Raw genomic sequence first — 26,320 nt, forward strand, 5'->3', positions numbered from 1 at the left:
TGTTGTTCGTTAGTTGACCAGTTGTCAACCGTATTCTTCGCTACAATGGGTGTACCTTTTGTTAAGAGACATCCATTGTGGCGTTACTCATCATTACCACAATTCTGTGGGCCTTCTCCTTTAGCCTGTTTGGCGAGTACCTTGCCGGTCATGTCGATAGCTATTTTGCGGTGCTGGTGCGCGTTGGGCTGGCGGCGTTGGTGTTTTTACCGTTTTTGCGTACCCGTGGGCACAGCGTAAAAACAATCGCGCTGTATATGCTGGTGGGCGCCATGCAGCTTGGCATCATGTATATGCTGAGTTTCCACGCCTATCTGTATCTGACGGTTTCAGAGTTGCTGCTCTTTACCGTTCTGACACCGTTGTACATTACGCTAATTTATGACCTGATGAGCGGGCGCCGTTTACGTTGGAGCTATGCGTTCAGCGCACTACTGGCGGTAATTGGTGCAGGGATTATCCGTTACGATCAGGTGACCAGCCACTTCTGGACCGGCCTGCTGCTGGTACAGCTTTCTAACATTAGTTTTGCTATCGGGATGGTGGGTTACAAACGCCTGATGGAAACGCGCCCGATGCCACAACACAACGCCTTTGCCTGGTTTTATATGGGCGCCTTTATGGTGGCGGTCGTGGCCTGGTTCATGCTGGGCAATGCGCAGAAAATGCCTGCAACCACGCTACAGTGGGGAATTCTGGTGTTTCTTGGCGTGGCGGCGTCCGGCATTGGTTACTTTATGTGGAACTACGGCGCGACGCAGGTGGATGCCGGTACGTTGGGTATTATGAACAATATGCATGTGCCGGCGGGGCTGCTGGTCAACCTGGCTATCTGGCACCAACAACCGCACTGGCCAAGCTTTATCATTGGCGCGGCTGTGATAGTGGCTTCACTGTGGGTACATCGTAAGTGGGTCGTTCCGCACTCCGCACAAACGGCAGGTGGTCACAGGCGTGATTCCGCGCTGAACGAATAAACGCTTCTGTTACCGGCTGGCGCTGTTCTCCGTCGCGCACGGCGGCGTACAGTCGGCTCCACAGCCCATCGCCCAGGGTTTTGGTTACGACCAGACCCTGGCGTTCAAAACTCTCTACTACCCAGTGCGGCAAAGCCGCGATACCCATTTTTGCGGCAACCATCTGAATCAGCAGCAGTGTGTTATCCACGCTCTTCAGCGATGGGCTAACGCCTGCGGGCTGCAGGAAATGCCGCCAGACATCCAACCGACTACGCTGCACCGGATAAATAAGCAGGGTTTCGCTGGCCAAATCTTCCGGTGTGATTTGCGTTTTGCTGGCCAGCGGATGGTCGGGGGCCAGGATCAGGCGTACTTCAAAATCGAACATCGGTGAATAGTGCAATCCGCTGCGCGGCAGAATATCGGATGTCATCACCAGATCCAGCTCATCCTGCTGTAACGCCGGTTGCGGATCGAAGGTCACGCCGGATTTAAAATCCATCTCCACCTGCGGCCAGTTGGCACGAAAATTCTCCAACGCGGGCGTCAGCCACTGAATGCAACTGTGGCATTCAATCGCGATACGTAATCGGGTTTGCTGAGGTTCGTTGCATGCCTGTAGCGCGCGACCTATTTGCGGCAATACCTGGTTTGCCAACTGGAGCAGAATTTCACCCTGTGGCGTAAAACGCAAAGGTTGGCTCTTGCGGACAAAAAGCCGAAAGCCAAGGCGCTGCTCCAGATCGCTGAACTGGTGAGAAAGGGCGGATTGCGTCTGATGCAACGTGGCCGCTGCTGCAGCCAGAGAGCCACTGTTCCGCAACGCCTGGAGCGTTTTCAGGTGTTTAATCTCGATCATGAAAGTCCTTCACTTCGGCATGAACAAATTGCGCTTGAGGAATATACAGTAACTGGCAAATATGGATGTGTAAACATCTGGACGGCTAAAATCCTTCGTCTTTTAAATTTATGGTGCGTTGGCTGCGTTTCTCCACCCCGGTCTCTTACTTCAGTAAGCTCCCGGGGATGAACAAACTTGCCGCCTTCCCTAAATTCAAAATCCATAGGATTTACATATAATTAGAGGAAGAAAAATGACAATATTGAATCACACCCTCGGTTTCCCTCGCGTTGGCCTGCGTCGCGAGTTGAAAAAAGCGCAAGAAAGTTACTGGGCGGGTAATTCTTCCCGTGAAGAGTTGCTGACCGTTGGCCGCGAGCTGCGTGCCCGCCACTGGGATCAGCAGAAGCAGGCGGGCGTTGACCTGCTGCCGGTGGGTGATTTTGCCTGGTACGATCACGTGTTGACCACCAGCCTGCTGCTGGGTAACGTTCCGGCTCGTCATCAAAATAAAGATGGCTCCGTCGATATCGATACCTTATTCCGTATTGGCCGTGGCCGCGCACCGACGGGTGAACCGGCGGCGGCGGCAGAAATGACCAAATGGTTTAATACCAACTATCACTACATGGTGCCGGAGTTCACCAAAGGTCAGCAGTTCAAACTGACCTGGACCCAACTGCTGGATGAAGTGGACGAAGCGCTGGCACTCGGCCACAAGGTAAAACCCGTACTGCTTGGCCCGGTAACTTACCTCTGGCTGGGTAAAGTGAAGGGTGAGCATTTCGATCGCCTGAGCCTGCTCAACGACATTCTACCGGTTTACCAGCAGGTGCTGGCTGAGCTGGCGAAACGCGGTATTGAGTGGGTGCAAATTGATGAGCCAGCGCTGGTGCTGGAACTGCCGCAGGCGTGGCTGAATGCCTTCAAACCGGCATACGATGCGCTGACCGGCCAGGTGAAGCTACTGCTGACCACTTATTTTGAGGGCGTGACCCCGAATCTGGACACCATCACCGCGCTGCCGGTGCAGGGTCTGCATGTTGACCTGGTCCATGGTAAGGATGATGTCGCCGAGTTGCATAAGCGCCTGCCTGCCGACTGGCTGCTGTCTGCGGGTCTGGTAAATGGTCGTAACGTCTGGCGCGCCGATCTCAGCGAAAAATACGCGCAAATTAAAGATATCGTCGGGAAACGTTCGCTGTGGGTAGCCTCTTCCTGCTCCCTGTTGCACAGCCCAATTGACCTGAGCGTTGAAACCCGCCTGGATGCCGAAGTGAAGAGTTGGTTTGCCTTCGCGCTGCAAAAATGCGGTGAGCTGGCGCTACTGCGTGATGCGCTGAACAGCGGCGATACCGCGGCGCTGGTTGAATGGAGCGCACCGATTCAGGCGCGTCGCCACTCCACCCGTGTACACAACGCCGCAGTGGAAAAACGTCTGGCGGCGATCACCGCCCAGGACAGCCAGCGCGCCAACGCTTATCCGGTTCGCGCCGAGGCGCAACGTGCCCGCTTTAATCTGCCGGCATGGCCGACCACCACGATCGGCTCATTCCCGCAAACCACTGAAATTCGCGGTCTGCGTCTGGACTTTAAAAAGGGCAATCTGGATGCCGGCAACTACCGTACAGGGATCGCAGAACATATCAAACAGGCGATTGTTGAGCAGGAACGTCTGGGCCTCGACGTACTGGTACACGGTGAAGCTGAACGTAACGACATGGTCGAATACTTTGGCGAACATCTGGACGGCTTCGTCTTTACCCAGAATGGTTGGGTGCAGAGCTACGGCTCACGCTGCGTGAAACCGCCGGTGGTGATTGGCGACGTCAGCCGCCCGGAAGCGATTACCGTTGAGTGGGCTAAATACGCGCAGTCGCTGACTGACAAACCGGTTAAAGGCATGCTGACCGGACCGGTGACCATTCTTTGCTGGTCGTTCCCGCGTGAAGATGTGACCCGTGAAACGATCGCGAAACAGATTGCGCTGGCGTTGCGTGATGAAGTGGCAGATCTGGAAGCGGCGGGTATCGGTATTATTCAGATTGATGAACCTGCATTGCGTGAAGGCCTGCCGCTGCGTCGCAGTGACTGGGCGGCATATTTGGAATGGGGCGTTGAAGCCTTCCGCATCAACGCAGCGGTGGCGAGGGATGAAACTCAGATCCACACCCATATGTGTTACTGCGAGTTTAACGACATCATGGATTCCATTGCCGCGCTGGATGCGGACGTGATCACCATCGAAACCTCACGCTCTGATATGGAACTGCTCGAGTCGTTTGAAGAGTTCGATTACCCGAACGAAATCGGGCCGGGCGTCTATGATATTCACTCACCGAACGTCCCGAGCGTGGAGTGGATTGAAGCCCTGCTGAAGAAAGCGCAACAGCGTATTCCGGCTGAGCGTCTGTGGGTGAACCCGGACTGTGGCCTGAAAACGCGCGGCTGGCCGGAAACTCGGGCTGCGCTGGCTAATATGGTCAAAGCTGCGCAGAATCTGCGTCAGGCTTAACGAAACGTAGGCCCGGTAAGCGAAGCCGCTCCGGGCAATAGGTCGGGTAGCGGTTTTGCCTTACCCGACCGACTCGATTATCTCTTCTCACCGTATTGCGCAAACCACTCCAGCATTCTCTGCCAGCCATCTTTCGCGGACTCTTCGTGATAGCTCGGGCGATAATCGGCATTAAACGCATGGCCAGCATCGGGATAGACGACGATTTCCGCTTTAGCATTGGCGGCTCGTAATGCCTGACGCATGGTTTCCACGCTGTCCTGTGGAATACTGGTATCCTGACCGCCATACAGTCCCAAAACGGGAGCGTTCAGATCGGTGGCAATATCGACAGGGTGTTTGGGGGAGTTCAGCGTTTTATCGCCAACCAATTTGCCATACCACGCCACCGCCGCTTTTAGCTGTGGATTGTGTGCGGCATACAGCCAGGTAATACGCCCACCCCAGCAAAAACCCGTCATCATTAATTGATGCACATCGCCGCCGTTGCGGGAGGCCCAACTGGCAACATGGTCCAGATCCGCCAAAACCTGTGAGTCGGGAACTTTCGCCACCAGGCCGCTTAGAAGCGTCGGGATATCGGCAAAGTCACTGGGATCGCCCTCGCGAAAATAGAGTTCGGGTGCAATAGCCAGATAACCTTCCAGCGCCAGTCGACGGCAAACATCACGAATGTGCTCATGAATACCAAAAATTTCCTGCACAACAATGACGATGGGCAGCGGACCATCGGTCTGTTGCGGTCGTGCGTGATACGCAGGCATATCATCGCCTTGTGATGGAATTGATGTCACTCCGGCGATAATCGCGTTATCCGGGGTGTGAACCGTCGTGGACGACGGTGGGGATACAGCAGGTGCAAAACCAGATTGTCGTGTTGTCATGGTATTCTCCGTACCCTTAAATATTGTGCAAAATAGCGCATTGTTAACTATAGACACATGCAACGAACCACATTGCCTCAAACGGTCTATCTTTTGTGCAAGGCTTCCTTACATTGCGCCATTAATGTGATGACTGTCACTATTTCACGGTAAATCAATGCAATTGATTTCCGTCATAGTGATGACTGTCACGAAAAGATGTTTATGCCTTCGGTAAAGTGTGTTTTTGCTTCTTCTGACAAAACCGATTCACAGAGGAGTTTTTATGTCTAAGTCTGATGTTTTTCATCTCGGCCTCACTAAGAACGATTTACAAGGGGCCCAGCTCGCTATCGTCCCTGGCGACCCGGAGCGTGTGGAAAAGATCGCCGCGCTGATGGATAAGCCGGTCAAGCTGGCATCTCATCGCGAGTTCACTACCTGGCGTGCTGAGCTGGATGGTAAAGCCGTGATCGTTTGCTCTACCGGTATTGGCGGCCCGTCCACCTCCATCGCCGTAGAAGAACTGGCGCAACTGGGCATCCGTACCTTCCTGCGTATCGGTACGACTGGCGCTATTCAGCCGCATATCAACGTGGGTGATGTACTGGTGACTACCGCATCTGTCCGTCTGGATGGTGCGAGCCTGCACTTTGCGCCAATGGAATTCCCGGCCGTTGCGGACTTCGAGTGCACCACCGCGCTGGTGGAAGCGGCGAAATCTATCGGTGCGACTACCCACGTAGGTGTTACCGCGTCTTCAGACACCTTCTACCCGGGCCAGGAGCGTTATGACACCTTCTCTGGTCGCGTCGTGAGCCGTTTCAAAGGCTCTATGGAAGAGTGGCAGTCGATGGGCGTCATGAACTATGAAATGGAATCTGCGACGCTGCTGACCATGTGCGCAAGCCAGGGTCTGCGTGCAGGTATGGTTGCTGGCGTTATCGTCAACCGTACTCAGCAAGAGATCCCGAATGCAGAAACGATGAAGCAAACGGAAAGCCATGCGGTGAAAATCGTGGTAGAAGCCGCGCGCCGTTTACTGTAATTCTCCCTTCTTTGCTAAAAGGCCGACGCGTTCGGCCTTTTTATTTTGCGTAGTACCTCGCAGGAAATTCCTTTTAAACTGGACGTTTATACAGCACAATTCTATTTTGTGCGGGTAAGTCGTTGCTGTAAGGGGGCGTTGTGGATATTTCAATTATGATGAGTGCCGTGCTGGCATTAGCCGCAGGGCTGCTGGTGGGCTGGCTGGCGACAAAAGCGCGCGCCGATCAGATCCGCGCAGACCTCATCGAAGAACGACGAGAACTGGATATTGCCCTCAGTGCAGCCCGGCAACAGCTCTCGCAGGAAGCCCACTGGCGCGACGAATGCGAGCTGCTGAATAACGAACTTCGCAGCCTGCAAAGTATCAATACCTCACTGGAGGCCGATCTCCGGGAAGTCACCACCCGTCTGGAAGCAACGCAACAGCATGCGGAAGATAAAATTCGCCAGATGATCAACAGCGAACAGCGCCTGAGCGAACAGTTTGAGAATCTGGCGAACCGCATTTTCGAGCACAGTAATCGCCGCGTCGATGAGCAAAACCGCCAAAGCCTGAACAGCCTGCTTACACCATTACGCGAACAGCTGGACGGTTTTCGCCGCCAGGTTCAGGATAGCTTTGGTAAAGAGGCTCAGGAGCGCCATACCCTGGCACACGAAATTCGTAATCTCCAGCAACTGAACGCGCAGATGGCGCAGGAAGCCGTTAACCTGACGCGGGCATTAAAAGGTGATAACAAAACACAGGGCAACTGGGGAGAGGTGGTACTTACGCGGGTACTGGAGGCGTCCGGTCTGCGTGAAGGCTATGAATATGAAACTCAGGTCAGCATCGAGAATGACGCACGATCGCGGATGCAACCGGATGTTATTGTCCGATTGCCGCAGGGCAAAGACGTGGTGATCGACGCGAAAATGACGCTGGTGGCCTATGAACGCTACTTTAACGCAGAAGATGACTACACCCGAGAAAGTGCGTTACAGGAGCATATTGCCTCCGTGCGTAACCATATTCGTCTGCTGGGCCGCAAAGACTACCAGCAGTTGCCGGGGTTACGTACGCTGGACTATGTGCTGATGTTTATCCCGGTTGAGCCCGCTTTTCTGCTGGCGCTGGACAGGCAGCCCGAACTGATTACCGAAGCGCTTAAAAATAACATTATGCTGGTCAGCCCGACGACGCTGTTGGTGGCATTACGTACTATCGCTAACCTGTGGCGCTATGAGCATCAAAGCCGCAACGCGCAACAAATTGCGGATCGGGCCAGTAAACTTTATGACAAGATGCGCCTGTTTGTGGATGATATGTCGGCAATCGGCCAAAGCCTGGATAAAGCCCAGGATAACTACCGACAGGCAATGAAGAAGCTCTCTTCGGGGCGTGGAAATGTCTTATCGCAGGCGGAAGCCTTCCGCGGCTTAGGCGTGGAAATTAAGCGCGAGATAAATCCTGAACTGGCTGAACAAGCCACGACCCAGGATGAAGAGTTCCGCTTACGCTCGGTCCCGGAAGCGCAGCAAGACGTGACTTACCCCGATGAAGAGGCGGTAAATCAGCAATCAAACTAACCCGTTTGGGGTAGTGGAACCCGGCAGAAGGGTAGGGCAAATGGGCCCAATCTGTTACACTTCTCGAACATTTTTTGGATGAGCAGGCACTGAGATGGTGGATAATTCACAAGAAACGACGCACTTTGGCTTTCAGACCGTCGCTAAAGAGCAGAAAGCTGACATGGTGGCCCACGTTTTTCATTCTGTGGCGTCTAAATATGACGTTATGAATGACTTAATGTCATTTGGCATTCATCGTTTGTGGAAGCGCTTCACCATTGACTGTAGTGGCGTGCGTCGTGGACAAACCGTTCTGGATTTAGCGGGCGGCACGGGCGATCTGACGGCGAAATTTTCTCGCATGGTTGGTGAAACCGGTAAGGTTATTCTGGCAGATATCAATGACTCAATGCTCAAAATGGGCCGCGAAAAGCTGCGCAATATTGGCGTGATTGGTAACGTTGAATATGTCCAGGCAAATGCTGAGGCACTGCCGTTCCCTGACAATACCTTTGATTGCATCACCATTTCTTTCGGCCTGCGTAACGTTACGGATAAAGAGAAAGCGCTACGCTCGATGTATCGTGTGTTGAAACCTGGTGGGCGCTTACTGGTGCTGGAATTCTCTAAACCGATCATCGAACCGCTGAGCAAAGCGTATGATGCGTACTCTTTCCATATTCTGCCACGTATTGGTTCGATGGTTGCGAGCGACGCAGATAGTTACCGCTATTTGGCTGAGTCCATCCGTATGCATCCCGATCAGGACACGTTAAAAGCAATGATGCAAGATGCCGGGTTTGAAAGTGTTGATTACTACAACCTGACGGCAGGTGTTGTTGCGCTGCATCGTGGTTACAAGTTCTGACAGGAGACCGGGGATGCCTTTAAAACCCTTAGTGACCGCTGGCGTTGAAAATCTGCTCAACACCTTTCTGTATCGTTCACCTGCGCTAAAATCAGCCCGAACGCGTTTGCAGAGCAAGGTACTGCGTGTTGATCTCAAAGGATTTTCTACGCCGTTAGTCCTGGTGTTTAGTGAGCGCCAGGTCGATGTGCTGGGGGCATGGGAAGGCGAAGCAGATTGCACCGTGATCACACATGCCAGCGTGTTACCGAAATTACGCGACCGGCAGCAGCTCACCACGCTTATTCGTAGCGGCGAACTGGAAGTGCAGGGCGATATTCAGGTGGTGCAGAACTTTGTGGCTCTGGCTGACCTGGCGGAATTTGACCCTGCAGAGCTATTAGCTCCTTATACCGGTGATATCGTCGCGGAAGGCGTTAGCAAAGTCCTGCGTGGTGGCGCGAAGTTCCTGCGTCGTGGCATTCAACGTCAGCAACGTTATGTTGCCGAAGCGATCACTGAAGAGTGGCGTATGGCCCCTGGCCCGCTTGAAGTTGCATGGTTTGCGGAAGAAACGGCAGCGGTTGAGCGCGCGGTCGAATCTCTGGCCAGACGGCTGGAAAAACTGGAGGCCAAATGACGCCAGGAGAAGTACGGCGCCTTTATTTCATCATTCGCACTTTTTTAAGCTACGGTCTTGATGAACTCATCCCCAAAATGCGTATTACGCTGCCGCTCCGTTTGTGGCGTCACACATTGTTTTGGATGCCAAACCGACATAAAGATAAGCCGCTGGGTGAAAGGCTGAGACTGGCTTTGCAGGAATTGGGGCCGGTGTGGATCAAATTTGGTCAAATGCTTTCCACCCGTCGTGATCTGTTTCCGCCGCATATCGCTGATCAGCTCGCTCTGTTGCAGGATCGGGTTGCTCCATTCGATGGACAACGAGCAAAAGAACAGATTGAAGAAGCAATGGGTGGGCTACCTGTTGAAGAGTGGTTTGATGATTTTGAGATCACACCACTGGCATCTGCGTCTATTGCTCAGGTGCATACCGCGCGACTGAAGTCGAATGGCAAAGAGGTGGTGATCAAGGTTATTCGTCCGGATATTCTGCCGGTAATCAAAGCCGATTTAAAACTGATCTATCGCCTTGCTCGCTGGGTTCCTCGCCTGTTGCCGGACGGTCGTCGTCTGCGGCCAACAGAAGTGGTCCGTGAATATGAAAAAACATTGATCGACGAGCTGAACCTGCTGCGTGAGTCGGCAAACGCCATTCAACTGCGACGCAATTTTGAAGACAGCCCGATGCTGTACATCCCGGAAGTGTATTCCGACTATTGCAGTCAGAACATGATGGTGATGGAGCGTATTTACGGTATCCCTGTTTCGGATGTTGCAACGCTAGAGAAGAACGGCACCAACATGAAGCTGTTGGCCGAGCGTGGTGTTCAGGTCTTCTTTACCCAGGTATTCCGCGACAGTTTTTTCCATGCCGATATGCACCCCGGGAACATTTTTGTCAGCTATGAGCACCCTGAAAACCCGAAATACATTGGTATTGATTGTGGGATTGTGGGTTCTTTAAATAAAGAAGATAAGCGTTATCTGGCTGAAAACTTTATTGCCTTTTTTAATCGCGATTACCGTAAGGTTGCCGAGCTACATGTCGATTCTGGTTGGGTTCCTCCCGATACCAATGTTGAAGAATTTGAATTTGCCATTCGTACCGTGTGTGAGCCGATCTTCGAAAAGCCGCTGGCAGAGATCTCCTTTGGTCACGTGTTGTTGAATCTGTTCAATACGGCGCGTCGATTTAATATGGAAGTCCAGCCTCAACTGGTGTTGTTACAGAAGACGCTGCTGTATGTTGAGGGTGTTGGTCGACAGCTCTACCCTCAGTTGGATTTGTGGAAAACGGCCAAGCCTTTCCTTGAATCCTGGATCAAAGATCAGGTAGGTATTCCGGCGCTTGTCAGGGCATTTAAAGAAAAAGCACCGTTCTGGGTCGAAAAAATGCCAGAAATACCTGAACTGGTGTATGACAGTTTGCGCCAGGGCAAATATTTACAGCACAGTGTTGATAAGATTGCGCGCGAGCTTCATGCGAATCACGTACGTCAGGGACAATCCCGTTATTTATTGGGTATTGGCGCAACGTTGCTGTTAAGTGGGACATTCCTGCTGGTAAGCCGTCCTGAGTGGGGGCTTATGCCTGGCTGGTTAATCGCGGGTGGTGTTATCGCCTGGCTGATCGGCTGGCGCAAAATGCGCTGATTTTTTCATCGCCCAAGGCAGGTCGTGTAACGTATACTACGGCCTTATTAATTCATCATCTATGACAGAGGAACATGTATGGGTGGTATCAGTATTTGGCAGTTGTTGATCATTGCCGTCATCGTTGTACTGCTATTTGGCACCAAGAAACTCGGCTCCATCGGTTCCGATCTTGGCGCGTCTATTAAAGGCTTCAAGAAAGCGATGGGTGATGATGAACCTAAGCAGGATAAAACCAGCCAGGACGCTGATTTTACCGCTAAATCCATCACCGATAAGCAGGGTGAAGTGAAGAAAGAAGACGCCAAAAGCCAAGATAAAGAGCAGGTATAATCCGTGTTTGATATCGGTTTTAGCGAACTGTTATTGGTGTTCGTTATCGGCCTCATCGTACTGGGGCCACAACGTTTGCCAGTGGCAGTAAAAACGGTCGCGGGCTGGGTTCGTGCGCTGCGCTCTCTTGCAACTACCGTGCAGAATGAACTGACCCAGGAGCTTAAGCTTCAGGAGTTTCAGGACAGCCTGAAGAAAGTAGAGAAAGCGAGCCTGACAAATTTAACGCCGGAGCTGAAAGCATCGATGGATGAGCTGCGCGAAGCGGCGGAGTCGATGAAGCGTTCTTACAGTGTGCACGATCCTGAGAAAGCGAGCGATGAAGCGCACACTATCCATAACCCGGTGGTGAAAGGAAGTGACGCGCAGCACGAGGGGGTTACCCCTGCTACTGCTGAAGGACAGGCCAGTTCGCCGGAGCAAAAACCGGAATCCACGGGTGCTGACACGCCGGAGTTGAAGGAAACTGCTTCCGTTACGTCGATGGACGCGGAAAAGAAACCTGCTGCACCTGCTGTCGAATCCTCACCCTCGTCGAGTGATAAACCGTAAACATGTCTGTAGAAGATACTCAACCGCTCATCACGCATCTTATTGAGCTGCGTAAGCGACTCCTGAACTGCATTATTGCGGTTATGGTGATCTTTCTGGCGTTGGTTTATTTTGCCAACGACATTTACCATATGGTTGCGGCACCGCTGATTAAGCAGATGCCTCAGGGTGCAACGATGATCGCCACCGATGTGGCTTCACCGTTCTTTACCCCGATAAAGCTAACCTTTATGGTGTCGCTGATCCTGTCGGCACCTGTGATCCTGTACCAGGTATGGGCATTCATTGCGCCTGCTTTGTATAAGCATGAACGCCGCCTTGTTGTGCCGCTGCTGGTCTCAAGTTCGCTGTTGTTCTATATCGGGATGGCATTCGCCTATTTTGTCGTCTTCCCGCTGGCGTTTGGCTTCCTTGCCAACACAGCTCCGCAAGGCGTGCAGGTTTCGACAGACATTGCCAGTTATCTCAGCTTTGTCATGGCGCTGTTTATGGCGTTTGGTGTCTCTTTTGAGGTTCCTGTCGCCATCGTGCTGCTATGCTGGATGGGTATTACGACGCCAGATGATTTACGTAAGAAACGTCCTTACGTAGTTGTCGGGGCATTTGTCGTGGGGATGTTACTGACTCCACCAGATGTCTTCTCGCAAACGCTGTTGGCGATACCGATGTACTGCCTGTTCGAGGTGGGTGTGTTCTTCTCTCGTTTCTATGTCGGTAAGCGACGTACGCGAGATGAGGACAACGAGGCTGAAGAAGCAAAAGAAGCCGACGCCACCGAGAAAACCGAAGAGTAAATTCAGCCGCCCGTCAGGGCGGTTGTCATATGGGAGGAAGCATGTTTGATATTGGCGTTAATCTAACCAGTTCACAATTTGCGAAAGACAGGGATGAGGTTGTAGCACGCGCTTTTGCTGCCGGTGTAAACGGCATGCTTCTGACCGGAACAAACCTGCATGAAAGCCAGCAGGCGCTAAAGCTGGCACAGCATTATCCACATTGCTGGTCCACTGCAGGCGTCCATCCGCATGACAGTAGCCAATGGCAATCCTCAACAGAGGCGGAAATTATTGCACTGGCGAACCAGTCCGAAGTGGTCGCCATTGGTGAATGCGGCCTGGATTTCAATCGTAATTACTCCACTCCACAGGAACAGGAACGGGCTTTTGAGGCGCAATTGCGTATTGCCGCTGAATTGCAGATGCCTGTTTTCATGCATTGTCGGGATGCCCACGAACGTTTTCTGACGCTGCTGGAACCCTGGCTGGACAGCCTTCCCGGCGCAGTGCTGCACTGTTTCACTGGCTCGCGCCAGGAGATGCAGGACTGCGTGGACAGAGGGCTTTATATCGGGATTACCGGATGGGTCTGCGATGAGCGTCGGGGTATGGAACTTCGGGAGCTACTGCCTTTTATCCCGGTGGAAAGGCTACTGATAGAAACAGACGCGCCCTATTTACTCCCACGCGATCTGGCCCCGAAGCCGACTTCCCGACGTAATGAACCTGCACACCTGCCGCATATTCTTGAGCGTATTGCGCACTGGCGCGGGGAAGACCCTCAGTGGCTATCAACGGCAATTGATGCCAACGTCAGAACGTTATTCGAAGTGACCTTCTGAGTCTGTTTATATCTTTCGAAAGCCGGTGTTTTTCACGCTCTGCTTAACCTCTTTATTCAACAGGTTAAGCAGGAGCATGGAACGCGCTTCGCCGTCGGGTTCGGTGAAAATCGCCTTCAACCCTTCAAATGCCCCTTCAGTGATAATGACACTGTCGCCAGGATGTGGCGTTTCCGGGTCTACAATCCCCTCGGGCTTGTAGATAGAAAGCTGGTGAATGACGGGAGAGGGGACGGTGGCTGGCGTTGCCCCAAAACGTACAAAATGGCTGACGCCACGTGTCGCATTGATGGTCGTGGTGTGGATCACTTCCGGATCGAATTCGACAAACATGTAATTAGGGAAAAGTGGCTCACTGACTGTAGTACGTTTACCACGCACCATTTTTTCCAGGGTGATCATTGGCGTCAGACAGTTTACTGCTTGTCTTTCCAGGTGTTCCTGGGCACGCTGAAGTTGCCCGCGTTTGCAGTACAGTAAATACCAGGCTTGCATAATAACTCTTATCCGCTTGTTCTGAGCGCAAGCATAGCAAAAGTCATTATACACTTCATCTTTCAAGCCTCATCGGTGTTGGTTGCCAGAGTTCACGCTAATTTAACAAAAATACAGCATCACAATGATGAACGCCGTATAATGAGGCGCTTACACAGAGGCCATAATGGACGCCATGAAATATCACGATTTACGCGACTTCCTGACGCAGCTTGAACAGCAGGGCGAGCTCAAACGCATTTCGCTTCCAGTGGATCCCCATCTGGAGATCACTGAAATTGCCGATCGCACCTTGCGTGCTGGTGGGCCTGCGCTGCTGTTTGAGAATCCAAAAGGCTATTCAATGCCGGTACTGTGCAATCTGTTTGGCACTCCGAAGCGTGTCGCCATGGGGATGGGGCAAGAAGATGTCTCAGCACTACGGGAAGTTGGTAAGCTGTTGGCGTTTTTGAAAGAGCCGGAGCCGCCGAAAGGATTCCGCGATCTGTTTGATAAGCTGCCGCAGTTCAAGCAGGTGCTGAACATGCCGACCAAACGGCTACGCGGTGCGCCTTGCCAGCAAAAAATTTCTTCAGGCGATGACGTTGATTTAAGCCGTATACCGATCATGACCTGCTGGCCGGAAGATGCCGCGCCGCTGATTACATGGGGACTCACCGTCACGCGTGGTCCGCATAAAGAGCGACAGAATTTGGGTATTTATCGCCAACAGTTGATTGGCAAAAATAAGCTCATTATGCGTTGGCTTTCACATCGTGGCGGCGCGCTGGATTATCAGGAGTGGTGCGCTGCACACCCTGGTGAGCGTTTCCCTGTCTCCGTTGCGTTAGGGGCAGACCCGGCGACCATCCTGGGCGCTGTGACCCCTGTGCCTGATACATTATCAGAGTACGCCTTCGCCGGGCTTCTGCGTGGCACTAAGACTGAAGTTGTCAAATGTATCTCCAACGATCTCGAAGTACCCGCCAGCGCTGAAATTGTTCTGGAAGGCTATATCGAGCCGGGTGAACTGGCACCGGAAGGACCGTATGGCGATCATACGGGTTATTACAATGAAGTGGATAGCTTCCCGGTTTTCACCGTCACCCACATTACCCAGCGTGAAGATGCGATTTATCACTCCACCTACACCGGACGTCCACCAGATGAGCCAGCGGTGCTCGGTGTGGCGCTGAATGAAGTCTTTGTCCCTATTCTGCAAAAGCAGTTCCCGGAAATCGTCGACTTTTATCTGCCGCCGGAAGGTTGTTCTTATCGACTGGCCGTGGTGACGATGAAAAAACAGTACGCGGGCCATGCCAAACGCGTCATGATGGGTGTTTGGTCGTTTTTGCGTCAGTTTATGTACACCAAATTTGTTATTGTTTGTGATGATGACGTTAACGCACGCGACTGGAATGATGTTATTTGGGCAATTACTACCCGTATGGACCCGGCCCGGGATACGGTACTGGTAGAGAATACGCCAATTGATTACCTGGACTTTGCCTCGCCGGTTTCCGGCCTTGGTTCAAAAATGGGGCTGGATGCCACAAATAAATGGCCGGGCGAAACCCAACGCGAATGGGGACGTCCGATTAAAAAAGATCCTGAAGTGACTGCGCGCATTGACGCAATTTGGGATGAACTGGCCATCTTTAATGACGGCAAAAGCGCCTGAGGCGCGATCGTTTTGCCTATTGATCCGACAGAGAGAGCGCATGACAACCTTAAGCTGTAAAGTGACCTCGGTAGAAGCTATCACTGACACCGTATATCGCGTTCGTTTAGTGCCAGACGCGGCGTTTTCCTTTCGTGCTGGCCAGTATTTAATGGTCGTGATGGATGAAAGGGATAAGCGTCCGTTCTCCATGGCATCAACGCCGGACGAGCACGGGTTCATTGAGCTGCACGTTGGCGCCTCTGAGCTAAATCTTTACGCCATGGCCGTGATGGACCGCATTCTGAAAGACCGGGAAATCAAGGTCGATATTCCCCATGGCGAAGCCTGGCTGCGTGATGAAGACGAGCGTCCGCTGATCCTGATTGCCGGTGGTACAGGGTTCTCTTACGTGCGTTCTATTCTGCTTACCGCGCTGGCGCGCAATCCAAACCGCGATATCACCATTTACTGGGGCGGGCGCGAAGAGAAGCATCTCTACGATCTCTCCGAGCTGGAAGCGCTGTCAGTGAACCACCCGAATCTGCGCGTTGAGCCGGTGGTAGAACAGCCAGAAGACGGCTGGCGTGGTCGTACGGGAACCGTATTAACGGCGGTGTTACAGGATTACGGCACTCTGGCGGAACATGATATTTATATCGCCGGGCGTTTCGAGATGGCTAAAATCGCGCGCGACCTGTTCTGCAATGAACGTCAGGCACGTGAAGATCGTCTGTTTGGCGACGCGTTCGCGTTTATTTAAGCGATATGCGCCGGAACCCCGCCGGCGCATTGATAAATTCCCCACCTTCCACATAACGGTTGCTGGCCCAGCATCTTTGCATATCTCCTGCTTTACAAAACCGTATTATTTTTAGTAAACAAAACTATTTTTCTGTTTATCTGCAGACATCACAGCATTTTGTGACATCTCACTATTTGTTTAGTAAACAAATTGGGCACTCTATGCAGCATCATAACTGCGAGATGCCAATGAGAGGAGAGGTCACCATGAGGCTCGGACTGGATATAGGCGGGACTAAAATTGAAGCGGTGGTAATTGATAAAACGGGTGAGATTATTTACCGCGAACGATGCGCTACACCCAGGCAAAGCTACGGCGATTTTTTCCAGGCCGTGACGGATATGATTGCTAAGGCTATGCAGACCATTAACCAACCTTTGTCGGTCGGTATCGGAGTTCCTGGAGCAGTAGACAGCAAGGGATTAATTAAAAATTCCAACATTCTGGTGCTAAATCAGCAGGCTTTTACCCGTGACCTTAAACACGCATTAGGGATGCCTGTGCCCGTCACTAACGATGCTAACTGTTTTACACTGTCAGAGGCTATGGACGGCAGTGGACGCGGACACAGTGTGGTATTTGGCGTAATTCTCGGTACTGGCTGCGGAGGTGGATTGTGTATTGATAACCGTTTGATCTCCGGTCCTAATGCCTGTGCAGGGGAGTGGGGGCATAATGCATTGCCACGTTACCATGAGTCCCGGGATGGTGAGGTGGTTACCTGTTATTGCGGACAACAGAACTGTATTGAAAGTTTTATCTCTGGCAGTGGTCTGGAACGCCAGTACATGAATCACACTCATCAACATGTCAGCGTTCCTCACATCATGCAGCAGGTAGCATTGGGTGATGCAGACGCTTGCCTGTTATGGGAGCGTTACTGTGATCAACTGGCGCGCGCGTTGGCGAGCATTGTGAATACACTCGATCCCGATGTTATTGTGCTGGGTGGCGGGGTATCTAATATCGATATACTGTATTCAGGCTTGCAGGCGCGAGTGGCACAGTACGTATTTGGTAAACAGTGCCGCACACCGATTATTCAGGCCCGACACGGTGACAGCAGCGGCGTACGCGGCGCGGCCTGGCTGGGAGCACAACAAGCCAGCGAAAATCAATGAGAATGAAATGACGAAACCTGTACGTATCAGAGATATTGCCGAAGCCTGCGGCGTCTCAGTTGGCGCTGTATCCCGCGCACTAAAAGGTCAACCCGGATTGCGTGAAGATACCCGATTGCGCATTATTTCTGTGGCGCAACAGCAAGGTTATGATTTTTCCCGCCTGCGCAGTGACAAGCTTAAGCGAGTCCTGTTTTTGTTGCATCGACAACACAATATTAGCCGGGCATTGCCGTTTTACTCGCAGCTGTTACTGGGTATTGATGATGCCTGCCGTGATCAGGGTATTGCGCTGAGCTTTCTCTCTATCGGTCCGGGCGATGCGGTAAGTGAGCAGGTGATGCTGCACCAGCCGGATGCGCTGATCTGCGCCGGATTTTTTGAGCCTGAATTGCTTGGGTTGCTGCAACAGATGAAATTGCCGCTGGTGCTGGTGGATCTGTGGGCTCCAGGTTTGCCCTGCGTCAATCCGGACAATACCCAGGGCGGCTATCTGGCGACAAAACACTTGATCGAACAGGGGCGTAGCCGTATCGCTTTTCTTGCCAGCACGCTCGCGCACTACAGTATTCGTCAGCGTGAAAAGGGTTATCGCCAGGCACTGTATGAAGCCCGTTTGCTGATGCCGCCAGAGTACGAAGCCATCGCACCGCCGCTGCTGGATACCGAACAATCGTTGGTCGAGGCGGTTAATGAACTGCTCAGACTGCCGGAACCGCCCGATGCCATTTTTGCTTATAACGATGCAGCGGCGATGGTTGTTCAGCGGGTGTGTGCGCAGCAGGGGATTCGTATTCCGGAAGATCTGGCGCTGGTAGGATTTGATGATATTGATGCTGCGGCCTGGTCACATTCGCCGCTGACTACGATTGCGGTTGATAAGCAGCAGCTGGGGCGCGAAGCACTGCGTTTGCTGCTGGCAGGCAAACCGGAAGAGAATCTGTTGCTGCCGGTGCAGTTGGTGGTACGTGGTAGTTCAGGGAAATAAAAAACCCGCCCCTGACAGGCGGGAAGAACGGCAACTAAACTTTCTCTCTTCGCCATTGGCACCATCACTGTGTTGGCTGCGCTCATTCACCCGAATCACTTACTACACGTAAGCGCATCGGGGTTCATTCACTTGCCGCCTTGTTCTGGCACCAATGGCTTTGAGATAACTTTTCGTAGGCCGGGCAAGCGAAGCGCCCCCGGCATGCTTTGATTAAACTCGCTCAAATACCGTCGCGATGCCCTGGCCTAACCCGATACACATCGTCGCCAGACCAAACTGCACGTCTTTGCGTTCCATCAGGTTGAGCAGGGTGGTACTGATACGCGCACCAGAGCATCCCAGTGGGTGACCCAGTGCGATCGCCCCGCCATTGAGGTTGATCTTCTCGTCGATCTGCTCCATCAGCCCCAGATCTTTAATGCACGGCAGGATCTGGGCGGCAAAGGCTTCGTTCATCTCAAACAAGCCGATGTCGCTAGTGGAGAGTCCCGCTTTTTTCAGCGCCAGCTTTGAGGCAGGAACCGGACCATAACCCATGATTGAGGGGTCACAGCCGACTACGGCCATCGAGCGGATACGTGCACGCGGCGTCAGACCCAGCTCACGAGCACGGCTCTCACTCATTACCAGCATCGCGGCAGCACCATCAGAGAGCGCGGAAGAGGTACCCGCGGTGACGGTACCGCTGACCGGATCGAATGCCGGACGCAGGGTGGACAGCGCGTCGACAGTGGTTTCCGGACGGATAACCTCATCATAGTTAAACTGTTTCAACACGCCGTCGGCATCGTGGCCGCCGGTCGGGATGATCTCGTTTTTAAAGGCACCGGACTGAGTCGCGGCCCAGGCGCGAGCATGTGAGCGTGCAGCGAAGGCATCCTGCATTTCACGGCTGATACCGTGCATACGAGAGAGCATTTCTGCCGTCAGTCCCATCATTCCTGCGGCTTTCGCTACGTTACGGCTCATACCAGGGTGGAAATCAACGCCGTGGCTCATCGGCACATGGCCCATATGTTCCACGCCGCCCACCAGGCACGCCTGCGCATCGCCAGTCATAATCATGCGTGCCGCATCGTGCAGCGCTTGCATCGACGAACCACACAGACGGTTGACCGTAACTGCAGGAACGGAGTGTGGGACTTCTGCCAGCAGTGCGGCGTTACGGGCGATATTGAAACCCTGCTCCAGCGTCTGCTGCACACAACCCCAGTAAATATCATCGAGCGCGGTGGGTTCCAGCGCGGGATTACGCGCCAGCAGACTACGCATCAAGTGTGCGGAGAGATCTTCTGCCCGCACGTTGCGAAACGCGCCCCCTTTCGAACGGCCCATCGGGGTACGGATCGCATCAACAATTACAACCTGTTCCATTGTGACTCCTTAAGCCGTTTTCAGGTCGCCAACCGGGCGGGCAGGCTCAACCGGGGGATAATACGGTTCGTTATGGCGTGCTTTATCGCGCAGACCAGCTGGTACTTCGTACAGCGGGCCCAGGTGCTGATACTGCTGCGCCATATCGAGATACTTCGCACTGCCAAGTGTATCCAGCCAGCGGAACGCACCTCCGTGGAACGGAGGGAAGCCCAGGCCATACACCAGTGCCATATCGGCTTCTGCCGGGCTGGCAATGATGCCTTCTTCCAGGCAACGCACCACTTCGTTGACCATTGGGATCATCATACGAGCGATGATCTCTTCGTCGCTGAAGTCGCGCTTCGGCTGGCTGACGTCTGCCAGTAAGCCCTCAACGGCGGCGTCTTCTTCTTTCTTCGGCTTGCCCTTGTTGTCTTTTTTATAACGCCAGAATCCAAGACCGTTTTTCTGTCCGAAACGGTTAGCATCAAATAGGGCATCAATCGCGTCGCGATAATCTTTCTGCATACGCTGCGGGAAGCCCGCGGACATTACAGCCTGAGCGTGATGCGCGGTATCAATACCCACCACGTCCAGCAGATAAGCCGGGCCCATTGGCCAGCCAAACTGTTTCTCCATCACTTTGTCGACCTTGCGGAAATCCGCTCCGTCGCGCAGTAACTGGCTGAAACCGGCAAAGTAAGGGAACAGCACGCGGTTGACGAAGAAACCGGGGCAGTCGTTAACCACAATCGGCGTTTTGCCCATCTGACTTGCCCACGCGACAACCTTGGCGATGGTTTCATCCGAGCTTTTCTCGCCGCGAATGATTTCAACCAGCGGCATACGGTGTACTGGGTTAAAGAAGTGCATACCGCAGAAGTTTTCCGGGCGTTTGAGAACGCTGGCCAGCTCGTTAATTGGGATCGTGGACGTATTCGACGCCAGTACCGTATCCGGGCGCACCTTATCTTCGGTTTCCGCCAGCACAGCTTTTTTCACTTTCGGGTTTTCGACTACCGCTTCAACTACCACATCTACACGCTCGAAACCGCTATAGTCGAGAGTTGGCTGAATAGTGGAAATGACGCCGGCCATTTTCAGACCGTCAATTTTGCCGCGCTCCAGCTGCTTGTTAAGCAGCTTGGCCGCTTCGGTCATGCCCAGCGTTAATGACTTGTCGTTGATGTCTTTCATCACTACCGGCACGCCTTTCCAGGCAGACTGGTAAGCAATACCGCCGCCCATAATGCCAGCGCCCAGTACCGCCGCTTGCTTGGGTGCCTCAATATTTTTGGTGAGCTTTTTGGCTTTGGCTTTCACGAACTGATCGTTGAGGAAGATACCAACCAACGCGCGAGCTTCACTGGTGTGCGCCAGTGGAACAAAGCTCTTATTTTCCAGATTCAGCGCGTCTTCACGACCGAATCGCGCTGCTGCTTCAATGGTCTTCACTGCGGTAATCGGTGCAGGATAATGTTTACCGGCCGTCTGTGCCACCATGCCTTTGGCGATGGTAAAGCTCATGGCTGCTTCAATTTTGCTGAGTTTCAGAGGTTCCAGTTTCGGCTGGCGTTTCGCTTTCCAGTCGAGGTCGCCGTTGATTGCCTGACGTAATACGGCGATCGCGCCATCAAGCAGTTTGTCTTGTTTCACCACGCCATCAACCAGGCCGATTTTCAGCGCTTGCTCAGCGCCAACATCTTTACCTGCAGCAATGATTTCCAGCGCGCTATCCGCACCCAGCATACGTGGCATACGCACGGAACCGCCAAAGCCCGGCATAATACCCAGTTTGGTTTCCGGCAGACCAATGCGCAGATCTGGTGTTGCCAGACGATAATCAGTTGCCAGCACGCACTCACAGCCTCCGCCCAGCGCGTAACCGTTTACCGCAGAGATAGTCGGAACAGGCAGATCTTCCAGGCGATTAAAGACGCTATTGGCAAAGTGCAGCCACTGGCTCAACTGCTCTTCGGGAACGAGGAACAGTGAAAGAAATTCGGTGATATCGGCACCGACAATAAAAGCCGCTTTATTAGAGCGCAGGAGCAGCCCTTTTAAATTTGGTTGTTTTTCCAGCACATCAAGCGCATGGCCCAGGCTGGCAACGGTGGCCGTGTCGAGTTTATTGACCGAACCAGGGGCATCGAACACCAGTTCGGCGATGCCATCTTCCAGCCAGTCAAGGTACAGGGTGTCGCCTTTGTAAAGCATGTCAGTCTCCTGAATCCGCAAGGTGATCTGGTCATACCAGATGAATCGAAGTGTGTGTTTTATGTTAAAAAAATGCAAATAAATGATTAAAGAAATGACGATTCGATCACGCTCGGCAGAAATCACGCAGTCATAAAGCGATGTGCTAAGATGCGGAGACTTGAGGTCAAAAAAACAGAAGGGTAGAAAATGGAATCACTGGCCGCACTCTATAAAAATCATATTGTTAACTTACAAGAGCGTACGCGTGATGCACTGGCGCGCTTCAAGCTGGATGCGTTACTTATTCATTCTGGCGAGCTTGTTAACGTTTTTCTCGACGACCATCCGTATCCGTTTAAGGTCAACCCGCAGTTTAAAGCCTGGGTCCCCGTAACGCAGGTTCCCAACTGCTGGTTGCTGGTGGATGGCGTGAATAAGCCAAAACTGTGGTTCTATTTGCCGGTTGATTACTGGCACAACGTCGAGCCGCTGCCGACTTCCTTCTGGACGGAAGAAATTGAGATCATTGCGCTGCCGAAAGCGGAGGGTATTGGTAGCCAACTGCCTGCTGCACGCGGCAATATCGGTTATATCGGTCCGGTTCCGGAACGTGCGCTGCAACTGGACATCGCGGCCAGCAACATCAACCCGAAAGGGGTGATCGACTATCTGCACTATTACCGCGCCTATAAAACAGATTACGAACTGGCCTGTATGCGTGAAGCGCAGAAAATGGCGGTGAGTGGGCACCGTGCCGCGGAAGAAGCGTTCCGTTCCGGGATGAGCGAGTTTGATATCAACCTCGCCTACCTGACCGCGACCGGTCACCGCGATACCGACGTGCCGTACAGCAATATCGTCGCGCTCAATGAGCATGCCTCTGTGCTGCATTATACCAAACTGGATCATCAGGCACCGTCCGAAATCCGCAGCTTCCTGCTGGATGCGGGAGCAGAATATAACGGTTATGCAGCAGACCTGACGCGTACCTGGTCGGCGAAAAGCGACAACGACTATGCACAGCTGGTGAAAGACGTTAACGACGAAGAGCTGGCGCTTATCGCGACGATGAAAGCGGGTGTTAGCTATGTGGACTATCACATTCAGTTTCATCAGCGTATTGCGAAGCTGCTGCGTAAACATCAAATCATCACCGACATGAGTGAAGAGGCGATGGTGGAAAATGATCTCACCGGACCGTTTATGCCGCACGGTATCGGCCACCCGCTGGGTCTGCAGGTGCATGATGTTGCCGGTTTCATGCAGGATGACACGGGCACGCACCTTGCCGCGCCGTCGAAGTACTCTTACCTGCGTTGCACCCGTGTGCTGCAGCCGGGCATGGTTCTGACCATCGAGCCGGGTATCTACTTCATTGAATCTCTGCTCGCCCCGTGGCGTGAAGGGAAGTTCAGCAAGCACTTCAACTGGCAGAAAATTGAAGCGCTGAAGCCGTTCGGCGGGATTCGTATTGAAGACAACGTGGTTGTCCACGAGAGCAATATTGAAAACATGACGCGGGATTTGAAACTGGCGTAATGGACAGTTGGTTAATCCCTGCGGCGCCGGTTAGCGTCGTTGAAGAGATCAAAAAAAGCCGCTTTATTACGTTGCTCGCCCACACGGACGGCGTAGAGGCGGCAAAAGCATTTGTTGAGTCAGTCAGAGCGGAACACCCGGATGCCCGTCATCATTGTGTGGCGTGGGTGGCGGGTGCGCCCAATGACTCGCAGCAGCTGGGGTTTTCAGACGATGGAGAACCGGCAGGTACGGCAGGCAAGCCGATGCTCGCGCAACTGATGGGGAGCGGCGTCGGCGAGATTACCGCTGTAGTCGTGCGCTACTACGGCGGTATCCTTCTTGGTACCGGTGGGCTGGTAAAGGCCTACGGTGGCGGTGTAAATCAGGCGCTGCGTCAGTTGACGACACAGCGCAAGACGCCATTAACCGAATATACTTTGCAGTGTGAGTACGGCCAACTGGCAGGCATTGAAACACTGTTGGGGCAGTTTGACGGTAAAATCGTTTTCAGTGATTACCAGGCATTCGTTCTGCTTCGGGTAGCGCTTCCTTATGCGAAAGTGGATGAATTTTCAGCAAAGCTGGCGGATTTTAGTCGTGGTTCATTGCAATTGTTATCGATTGCAGAATAATCCCCACCTCATTTTAAAGAACTAAGGAAGCGGCAGAGATGCATTTTCGCGCCATCACCCGAATCGTTGGACTACTGGTCATCTTATTTTCGGGGACGATGATCATCCCCGGACTGGTAGCACTTATCTACCGTGATGGTGCGGGTCGTGCATTTACGCAAACTTTCTTTGTTGCCCTGGCGATCGGCTCCATGCTGTGGTGGCCGAACCGTAAGGAGAAGGGCGAGCTGAAATCGCGCGAAGGATTTCTGATTGTCGTTTTGTTCTGGACCGTTCTGGGCAGCGTGGGTGCGCTACCGTTCATCTTTGCGGAAAGCCCTAACCTGACGATAACCGACGCTTTTTTTGAATCCTTTTCCGGATTGACCACTACAGGTGCAACGACGCTGGTGGGGCTGGATTCATTGCCACACGCGATTCTCTTTTATCGCCAGATGCTGCAATGGTTCGGCGGGATGGGGATCATCGTGTTGGCGGTGGCTATCCTGCCTATTCTTGGCGTGGGTGGGATGCAGCTCTATCGGGCAGAAATGCCGGGGCCGCTGAAAGATAATAAGATGCGCCCGCGTATTGCCGAAACGGCGAAAACGCTGTGGCTTATCTATGTATTACTGACGGTGGCGTGCGCGCTGGCGCTATGGTTTGCCGGGATGCCCGCGTTTGACGCCATTGGGCACAGTTTTGCCACGATCGCCATCGGTGGTTTTTCCACACACGATGCCAGCGTGGGGTATTTCGACAGCCCCACAATTAACACCATCATTGCTATCTTCTTGCTGATCTCCGGTTGTAACTATGGTCTGCACTTCTCTTTATTAAGTGGGCGTAGCCTGAAGGTTTACTGGCGCGATCCGGAATTCCGCATGTTTATCGGCGTGCAGCTAACGCTGGTGGCCGTTTGTACGCTGGTGCTGTGGATACACAATACCTATGGCTCGGCGCTCACGACGATCAACCAGGCCTTTTTCCAGGTGGTATCGATGGCGACGACAGCCGGGTTTACCACGGATAGTATTGCCCGCTGGCCGCTGTTCCTGCCAGTGCTGTTGCTGTGTTCTGCTTTTATCGGCGGCTGTGCCGGGTCGACGGGCGGTGGTCTGAAGGTGATTCGTATCCTGCTGCTGTTTAAGCAGGGTAACCGCGAATTGAAACGACTGGTCCATCCGAATGCGGTTTACAGTATCAAACTGGGTAACCGTGCGTTGCCGGAGCGAATCCTTGAAGCAGTGTGGGGATTCTTCTCTGCCTATGCGTTGGTCTTTATTATCAGTATGCTGGCGATTATTGCGACCGGTGTTGATGACTTCTCCGCGTTTGCCTCCGTTGTGGCAACGTTGAATAACCTGGGACCTGGACTGGGGGTTGTTGCCGACAACTTTGCCAGTATGAACCCTGTGGCGAAGTGGATCCTGATAGCCAATATGCTGTTTGGTCGTCTGGAGGTCTTTACTCTGCTGGTGCTCTTTACCCCTACCTTCTGGCGTGAATAATGGAGTAACACGTGAAAACACTGATTCTTTTTTCTTCCCGGGACGGACAAACGCGTGAAATCGCTGAATATCTGGCTTCTGAACTCAAAGAGCTGGGCGTTTGGGCCGATGTTGTTAATTTGCATCGTACCGCGGAGCCGGACTGGCAAAATTATGACAGCGTGGTGATTGGCGCCTCGATTCGCTATGGTCATTACCATGCTGCTTTTCAGGAGTTTGTGAAAAAGTATGCCACACGGCTGAATTCGATGCCGAGTGCGTTCTACTCCGTAAACCTCGTTGCCCGTAAACCGGAGAAACGTACGCCGCAAACCAACAGCTATGCGCGTAAGTTTCTGATGAGTTCACCGTGGCGACCAGACCACAGTGCAGTCATTGCGGGTGCTTTGCTGTATCCCCGCTATCGCTGGTATGACCGCGTTATGATCCAACTGATAATGAAGATGTCAGGCGGTGAAACAGATACGAATAAAGAAGTGGTGTATACCGATTGGGAACAGGTTGCGAGATTCGCGCGGGAAATCGCCCAATTAACCAACAAAGCGTTGTTAAAATAAGCGCAAAGAATAAAAAATACGCACTCGGAAGATTATTTTAAATTTCCCCTTGTCAGCCTGAAATAACTCCCTATAATGCGCCTCCACTGACACGGAACAACGGATTAC

Annotated in this window: 24 protein-coding genes; 19 read left to right on the forward strand and 5 right to left on the reverse strand. The window is 52.9% G+C overall.

Annotated elements, in window-relative coordinates:
- Window positions 1-77 precede the first annotated feature (77 nt).
- On the forward strand, window positions 78-977 hold the full coding sequence (locus RYZ59_RS20315) for a carboxylate/amino acid/amine transporter (protein ID WP_137383157.1): 900 nt from the start codon (window positions 78-80) through the stop codon (window positions 975-977).
- On the opposite strand, the gene metR is transcribed toward RYZ59_RS20315, so the two are convergent.
- On the reverse strand, window positions 865-1,818 hold the full coding sequence (metR, locus tag RYZ59_RS20320) for an HTH-type transcriptional regulator MetR (protein WP_202037301.1): 954 nt from the start codon (window positions 1,816-1,818) through the stop codon (window positions 865-867). The genes RYZ59_RS20315 and metR overlap by 113 nt on opposite strands.
- A gap of 235 nt (window positions 1,819-2,053) precedes the next feature.
- On the opposite strand from metR, the gene metE reads away from it, so the two are divergent.
- Window positions 2,054-4,315 carry a 5-methyltetrahydropteroyltriglutamate--homocysteine S-methyltransferase gene (gene metE, locus RYZ59_RS20325; protein ID WP_318050308.1) on the forward strand — a complete coding sequence of 754 codons (2,262 nt, stop codon included), beginning with the start codon at window positions 2,054-2,056 and terminating at the stop codon, window positions 4,313-4,315.
- Window positions 4,316-4,392: 77 nt separating this feature from the next.
- On the opposite strand, the gene RYZ59_RS20330 is transcribed toward metE, so the two are convergent.
- Window positions 4,393-5,199, reverse strand: coding sequence for a dienelactone hydrolase family protein (locus tag RYZ59_RS20330; RefSeq protein ID WP_137383154.1), 807 nt, complete (start codon window positions 5,197-5,199; stop codon window positions 4,393-4,395).
- 265 nt (window positions 5,200-5,464) lie between these two features.
- Here RYZ59_RS20330 and udp point away from each other — a divergent pair, with 265 nt between their 5' ends.
- From udp to tatD, 9 genes are all read left to right on the forward strand, one after another.
- Window positions 5,465-6,226 (forward strand): uridine phosphorylase, encoded by a 762-nt coding sequence (gene udp, locus RYZ59_RS20335; protein WP_006686084.1) that lies wholly within the window; start codon window positions 5,465-5,467, stop codon window positions 6,224-6,226.
- Between the two features lie 140 nt (window positions 6,227-6,366).
- The gene (rmuC, locus tag RYZ59_RS20340) at window positions 6,367-7,797 is read left to right on the forward strand and encodes a DNA recombination protein RmuC (protein WP_318050307.1); all 1,431 of its coding nucleotides are present in this window, start codon (window positions 6,367-6,369) and stop codon (window positions 7,795-7,797) included.
- 94 nt (window positions 7,798-7,891) lie between these two features.
- The gene (gene ubiE / locus RYZ59_RS20345) at window positions 7,892-8,647 is read left to right on the forward strand and encodes a bifunctional demethylmenaquinone methyltransferase/2-methoxy-6-polyprenyl-1,4-benzoquinol methylase UbiE (RefSeq protein WP_202037298.1); all 756 of its coding nucleotides are present in this window, start codon (window positions 7,892-7,894) and stop codon (window positions 8,645-8,647) included.
- Window positions 8,648-8,660: 13 nt separating this feature from the next.
- Window positions 8,661-9,266, forward strand: coding sequence for a ubiquinone biosynthesis protein UbiJ (gene ubiJ / locus RYZ59_RS20350; protein ID WP_202037297.1), 606 nt, complete (start codon window positions 8,661-8,663; stop codon window positions 9,264-9,266).
- On the forward strand, window positions 9,263-10,903 hold the full coding sequence (ubiB, locus tag RYZ59_RS20355; protein ID WP_202037296.1) for a ubiquinone biosynthesis regulatory protein kinase UbiB: 1,641 nt from the start codon (window positions 9,263-9,265) through the stop codon (window positions 10,901-10,903). Before ubiJ ends, ubiB begins: the two co-directional genes overlap by 4 nt.
- Window positions 10,904-10,981: 78 nt before the next feature.
- Window positions 10,982-11,236, forward strand: coding sequence for a Sec-independent protein translocase subunit TatA (tatA, locus tag RYZ59_RS20360; RefSeq protein ID WP_003017888.1), 255 nt, complete (start codon window positions 10,982-10,984; stop codon window positions 11,234-11,236).
- Between the two features lie 3 nt (window positions 11,237-11,239).
- The gene (gene tatB / locus RYZ59_RS20365; RefSeq protein WP_318050306.1) at window positions 11,240-11,788 is read left to right on the forward strand and encodes a Sec-independent protein translocase protein TatB; all 549 of its coding nucleotides are present in this window, start codon (window positions 11,240-11,242) and stop codon (window positions 11,786-11,788) included.
- A 2-nt stretch (window positions 11,789-11,790) separates the two neighbouring features.
- Complete coding sequence (gene tatC / locus RYZ59_RS20370; RefSeq protein WP_137383148.1) at window positions 11,791-12,582, forward strand: Sec-independent protein translocase subunit TatC; 792 nt, start codon at window positions 11,791-11,793, stop codon at window positions 12,580-12,582.
- A gap of 41 nt (window positions 12,583-12,623) precedes the next feature.
- Window positions 12,624-13,406, forward strand: a complete 783-nt coding sequence (gene tatD, locus RYZ59_RS20375) for a 3'-5' ssDNA/RNA exonuclease TatD (RefSeq protein WP_202037294.1) — start codon at window positions 12,624-12,626, stop codon at window positions 13,404-13,406.
- A gap of 6 nt (window positions 13,407-13,412) precedes the next feature.
- On the opposite strand, the gene rfaH is transcribed toward tatD, so the two are convergent.
- Window positions 13,413-13,901 carry a transcription/translation regulatory transformer protein RfaH gene (gene rfaH / locus RYZ59_RS20380; RefSeq protein WP_137383146.1) on the reverse strand — a complete coding sequence of 163 codons (489 nt, stop codon included), beginning with the start codon at window positions 13,899-13,901 and terminating at the stop codon, window positions 13,413-13,415.
- Between the two features lie 166 nt (window positions 13,902-14,067).
- Here rfaH and ubiD point away from each other — a divergent pair, with 166 nt between their 5' ends.
- The 4 genes from ubiD (at window position 14,068) to RYZ59_RS20400 (ending at window position 18,454) form a co-directional block, all read left to right on the forward strand.
- Entirely contained in the window at window positions 14,068-15,561 is a 1,494-nt protein-coding gene (gene ubiD / locus RYZ59_RS20385) for a 4-hydroxy-3-polyprenylbenzoate decarboxylase (RefSeq protein ID WP_318050305.1), read from the forward strand.
- Between the two features lie 40 nt (window positions 15,562-15,601).
- Window positions 15,602-16,303, forward strand: a complete 702-nt coding sequence (fre, locus tag RYZ59_RS20390) for an NAD(P)H-flavin reductase (RefSeq protein WP_115601229.1) — start codon at window positions 15,602-15,604, stop codon at window positions 16,301-16,303.
- Window positions 16,304-16,551: 248 nt separating this feature from the next.
- Window positions 16,552-17,466 carry an ROK family protein gene (locus tag RYZ59_RS20395; RefSeq protein ID WP_318050304.1) on the forward strand — a complete coding sequence of 305 codons (915 nt, stop codon included), beginning with the start codon at window positions 16,552-16,554 and terminating at the stop codon, window positions 17,464-17,466.
- Between the two features lie 7 nt (window positions 17,467-17,473).
- Window positions 17,474-18,454: a LacI family DNA-binding transcriptional regulator gene (locus tag RYZ59_RS20400; RefSeq protein WP_318050303.1), complete on the forward strand. Its 981-nt coding sequence runs from the start codon at window positions 17,474-17,476 to the stop codon at window positions 18,452-18,454.
- Window positions 18,455-18,667: 213 nt separating this feature from the next.
- Here RYZ59_RS20400 and fadA read toward each other — a convergent pair whose 3' ends face one another.
- A complete protein-coding gene (gene fadA / locus RYZ59_RS20405) occupies window positions 18,668-19,831 on the reverse strand; it encodes an acetyl-CoA C-acyltransferase FadA (RefSeq protein WP_271454132.1) in 1,164 nt (387 codons plus the stop codon).
- A 9-nt stretch (window positions 19,832-19,840) separates the two neighbouring features.
- A complete protein-coding gene (gene fadB / locus RYZ59_RS20410) occupies window positions 19,841-22,030 on the reverse strand; it encodes a fatty acid oxidation complex subunit alpha FadB (RefSeq protein ID WP_318050302.1) in 2,190 nt (729 codons plus the stop codon).
- A 189-nt stretch (window positions 22,031-22,219) separates the two neighbouring features.
- On the opposite strand from fadB, the gene pepQ reads away from it, so the two are divergent.
- From pepQ to hemG, 4 genes are read left to right on the forward strand one after another with little or no spacing between them, the layout of a single operon-like run.
- Window positions 22,220-23,551 carry a Xaa-Pro dipeptidase gene (gene pepQ, locus RYZ59_RS20415; RefSeq protein WP_318050301.1) on the forward strand — a complete coding sequence of 444 codons (1,332 nt, stop codon included), beginning with the start codon at window positions 22,220-22,222 and terminating at the stop codon, window positions 23,549-23,551.
- Window positions 23,551-24,165, forward strand: coding sequence for an IMPACT family protein (locus RYZ59_RS20420; protein WP_048214101.1), 615 nt, complete (start codon window positions 23,551-23,553; stop codon window positions 24,163-24,165). The genes pepQ and RYZ59_RS20420 overlap by 1 nt, the downstream gene beginning before the upstream one ends.
- A 38-nt stretch (window positions 24,166-24,203) precedes the next feature.
- The gene (gene trkH / locus RYZ59_RS20425) at window positions 24,204-25,655 is read left to right on the forward strand and encodes a Trk system potassium transporter TrkH (RefSeq protein ID WP_003017848.1); all 1,452 of its coding nucleotides are present in this window, start codon (window positions 24,204-24,206) and stop codon (window positions 25,653-25,655) included.
- 11 nt (window positions 25,656-25,666) lie between these two features.
- Window positions 25,667-26,212 (forward strand): menaquinone-dependent protoporphyrinogen IX dehydrogenase, encoded by a 546-nt coding sequence (gene hemG, locus RYZ59_RS20430; RefSeq protein ID WP_008787104.1) that lies wholly within the window; start codon window positions 25,667-25,669, stop codon window positions 26,210-26,212.
- Window positions 26,213-26,320: the final 108 nt, after the last annotated feature.

Origin of the sequence: Citrobacter sp. HN-141 (assembly GCF_033341895.1) — a bacterium.
In the GTDB taxonomy this organism is placed as follows: domain Bacteria; phylum Pseudomonadota; class Gammaproteobacteria; order Enterobacterales; family Enterobacteriaceae; genus Citrobacter.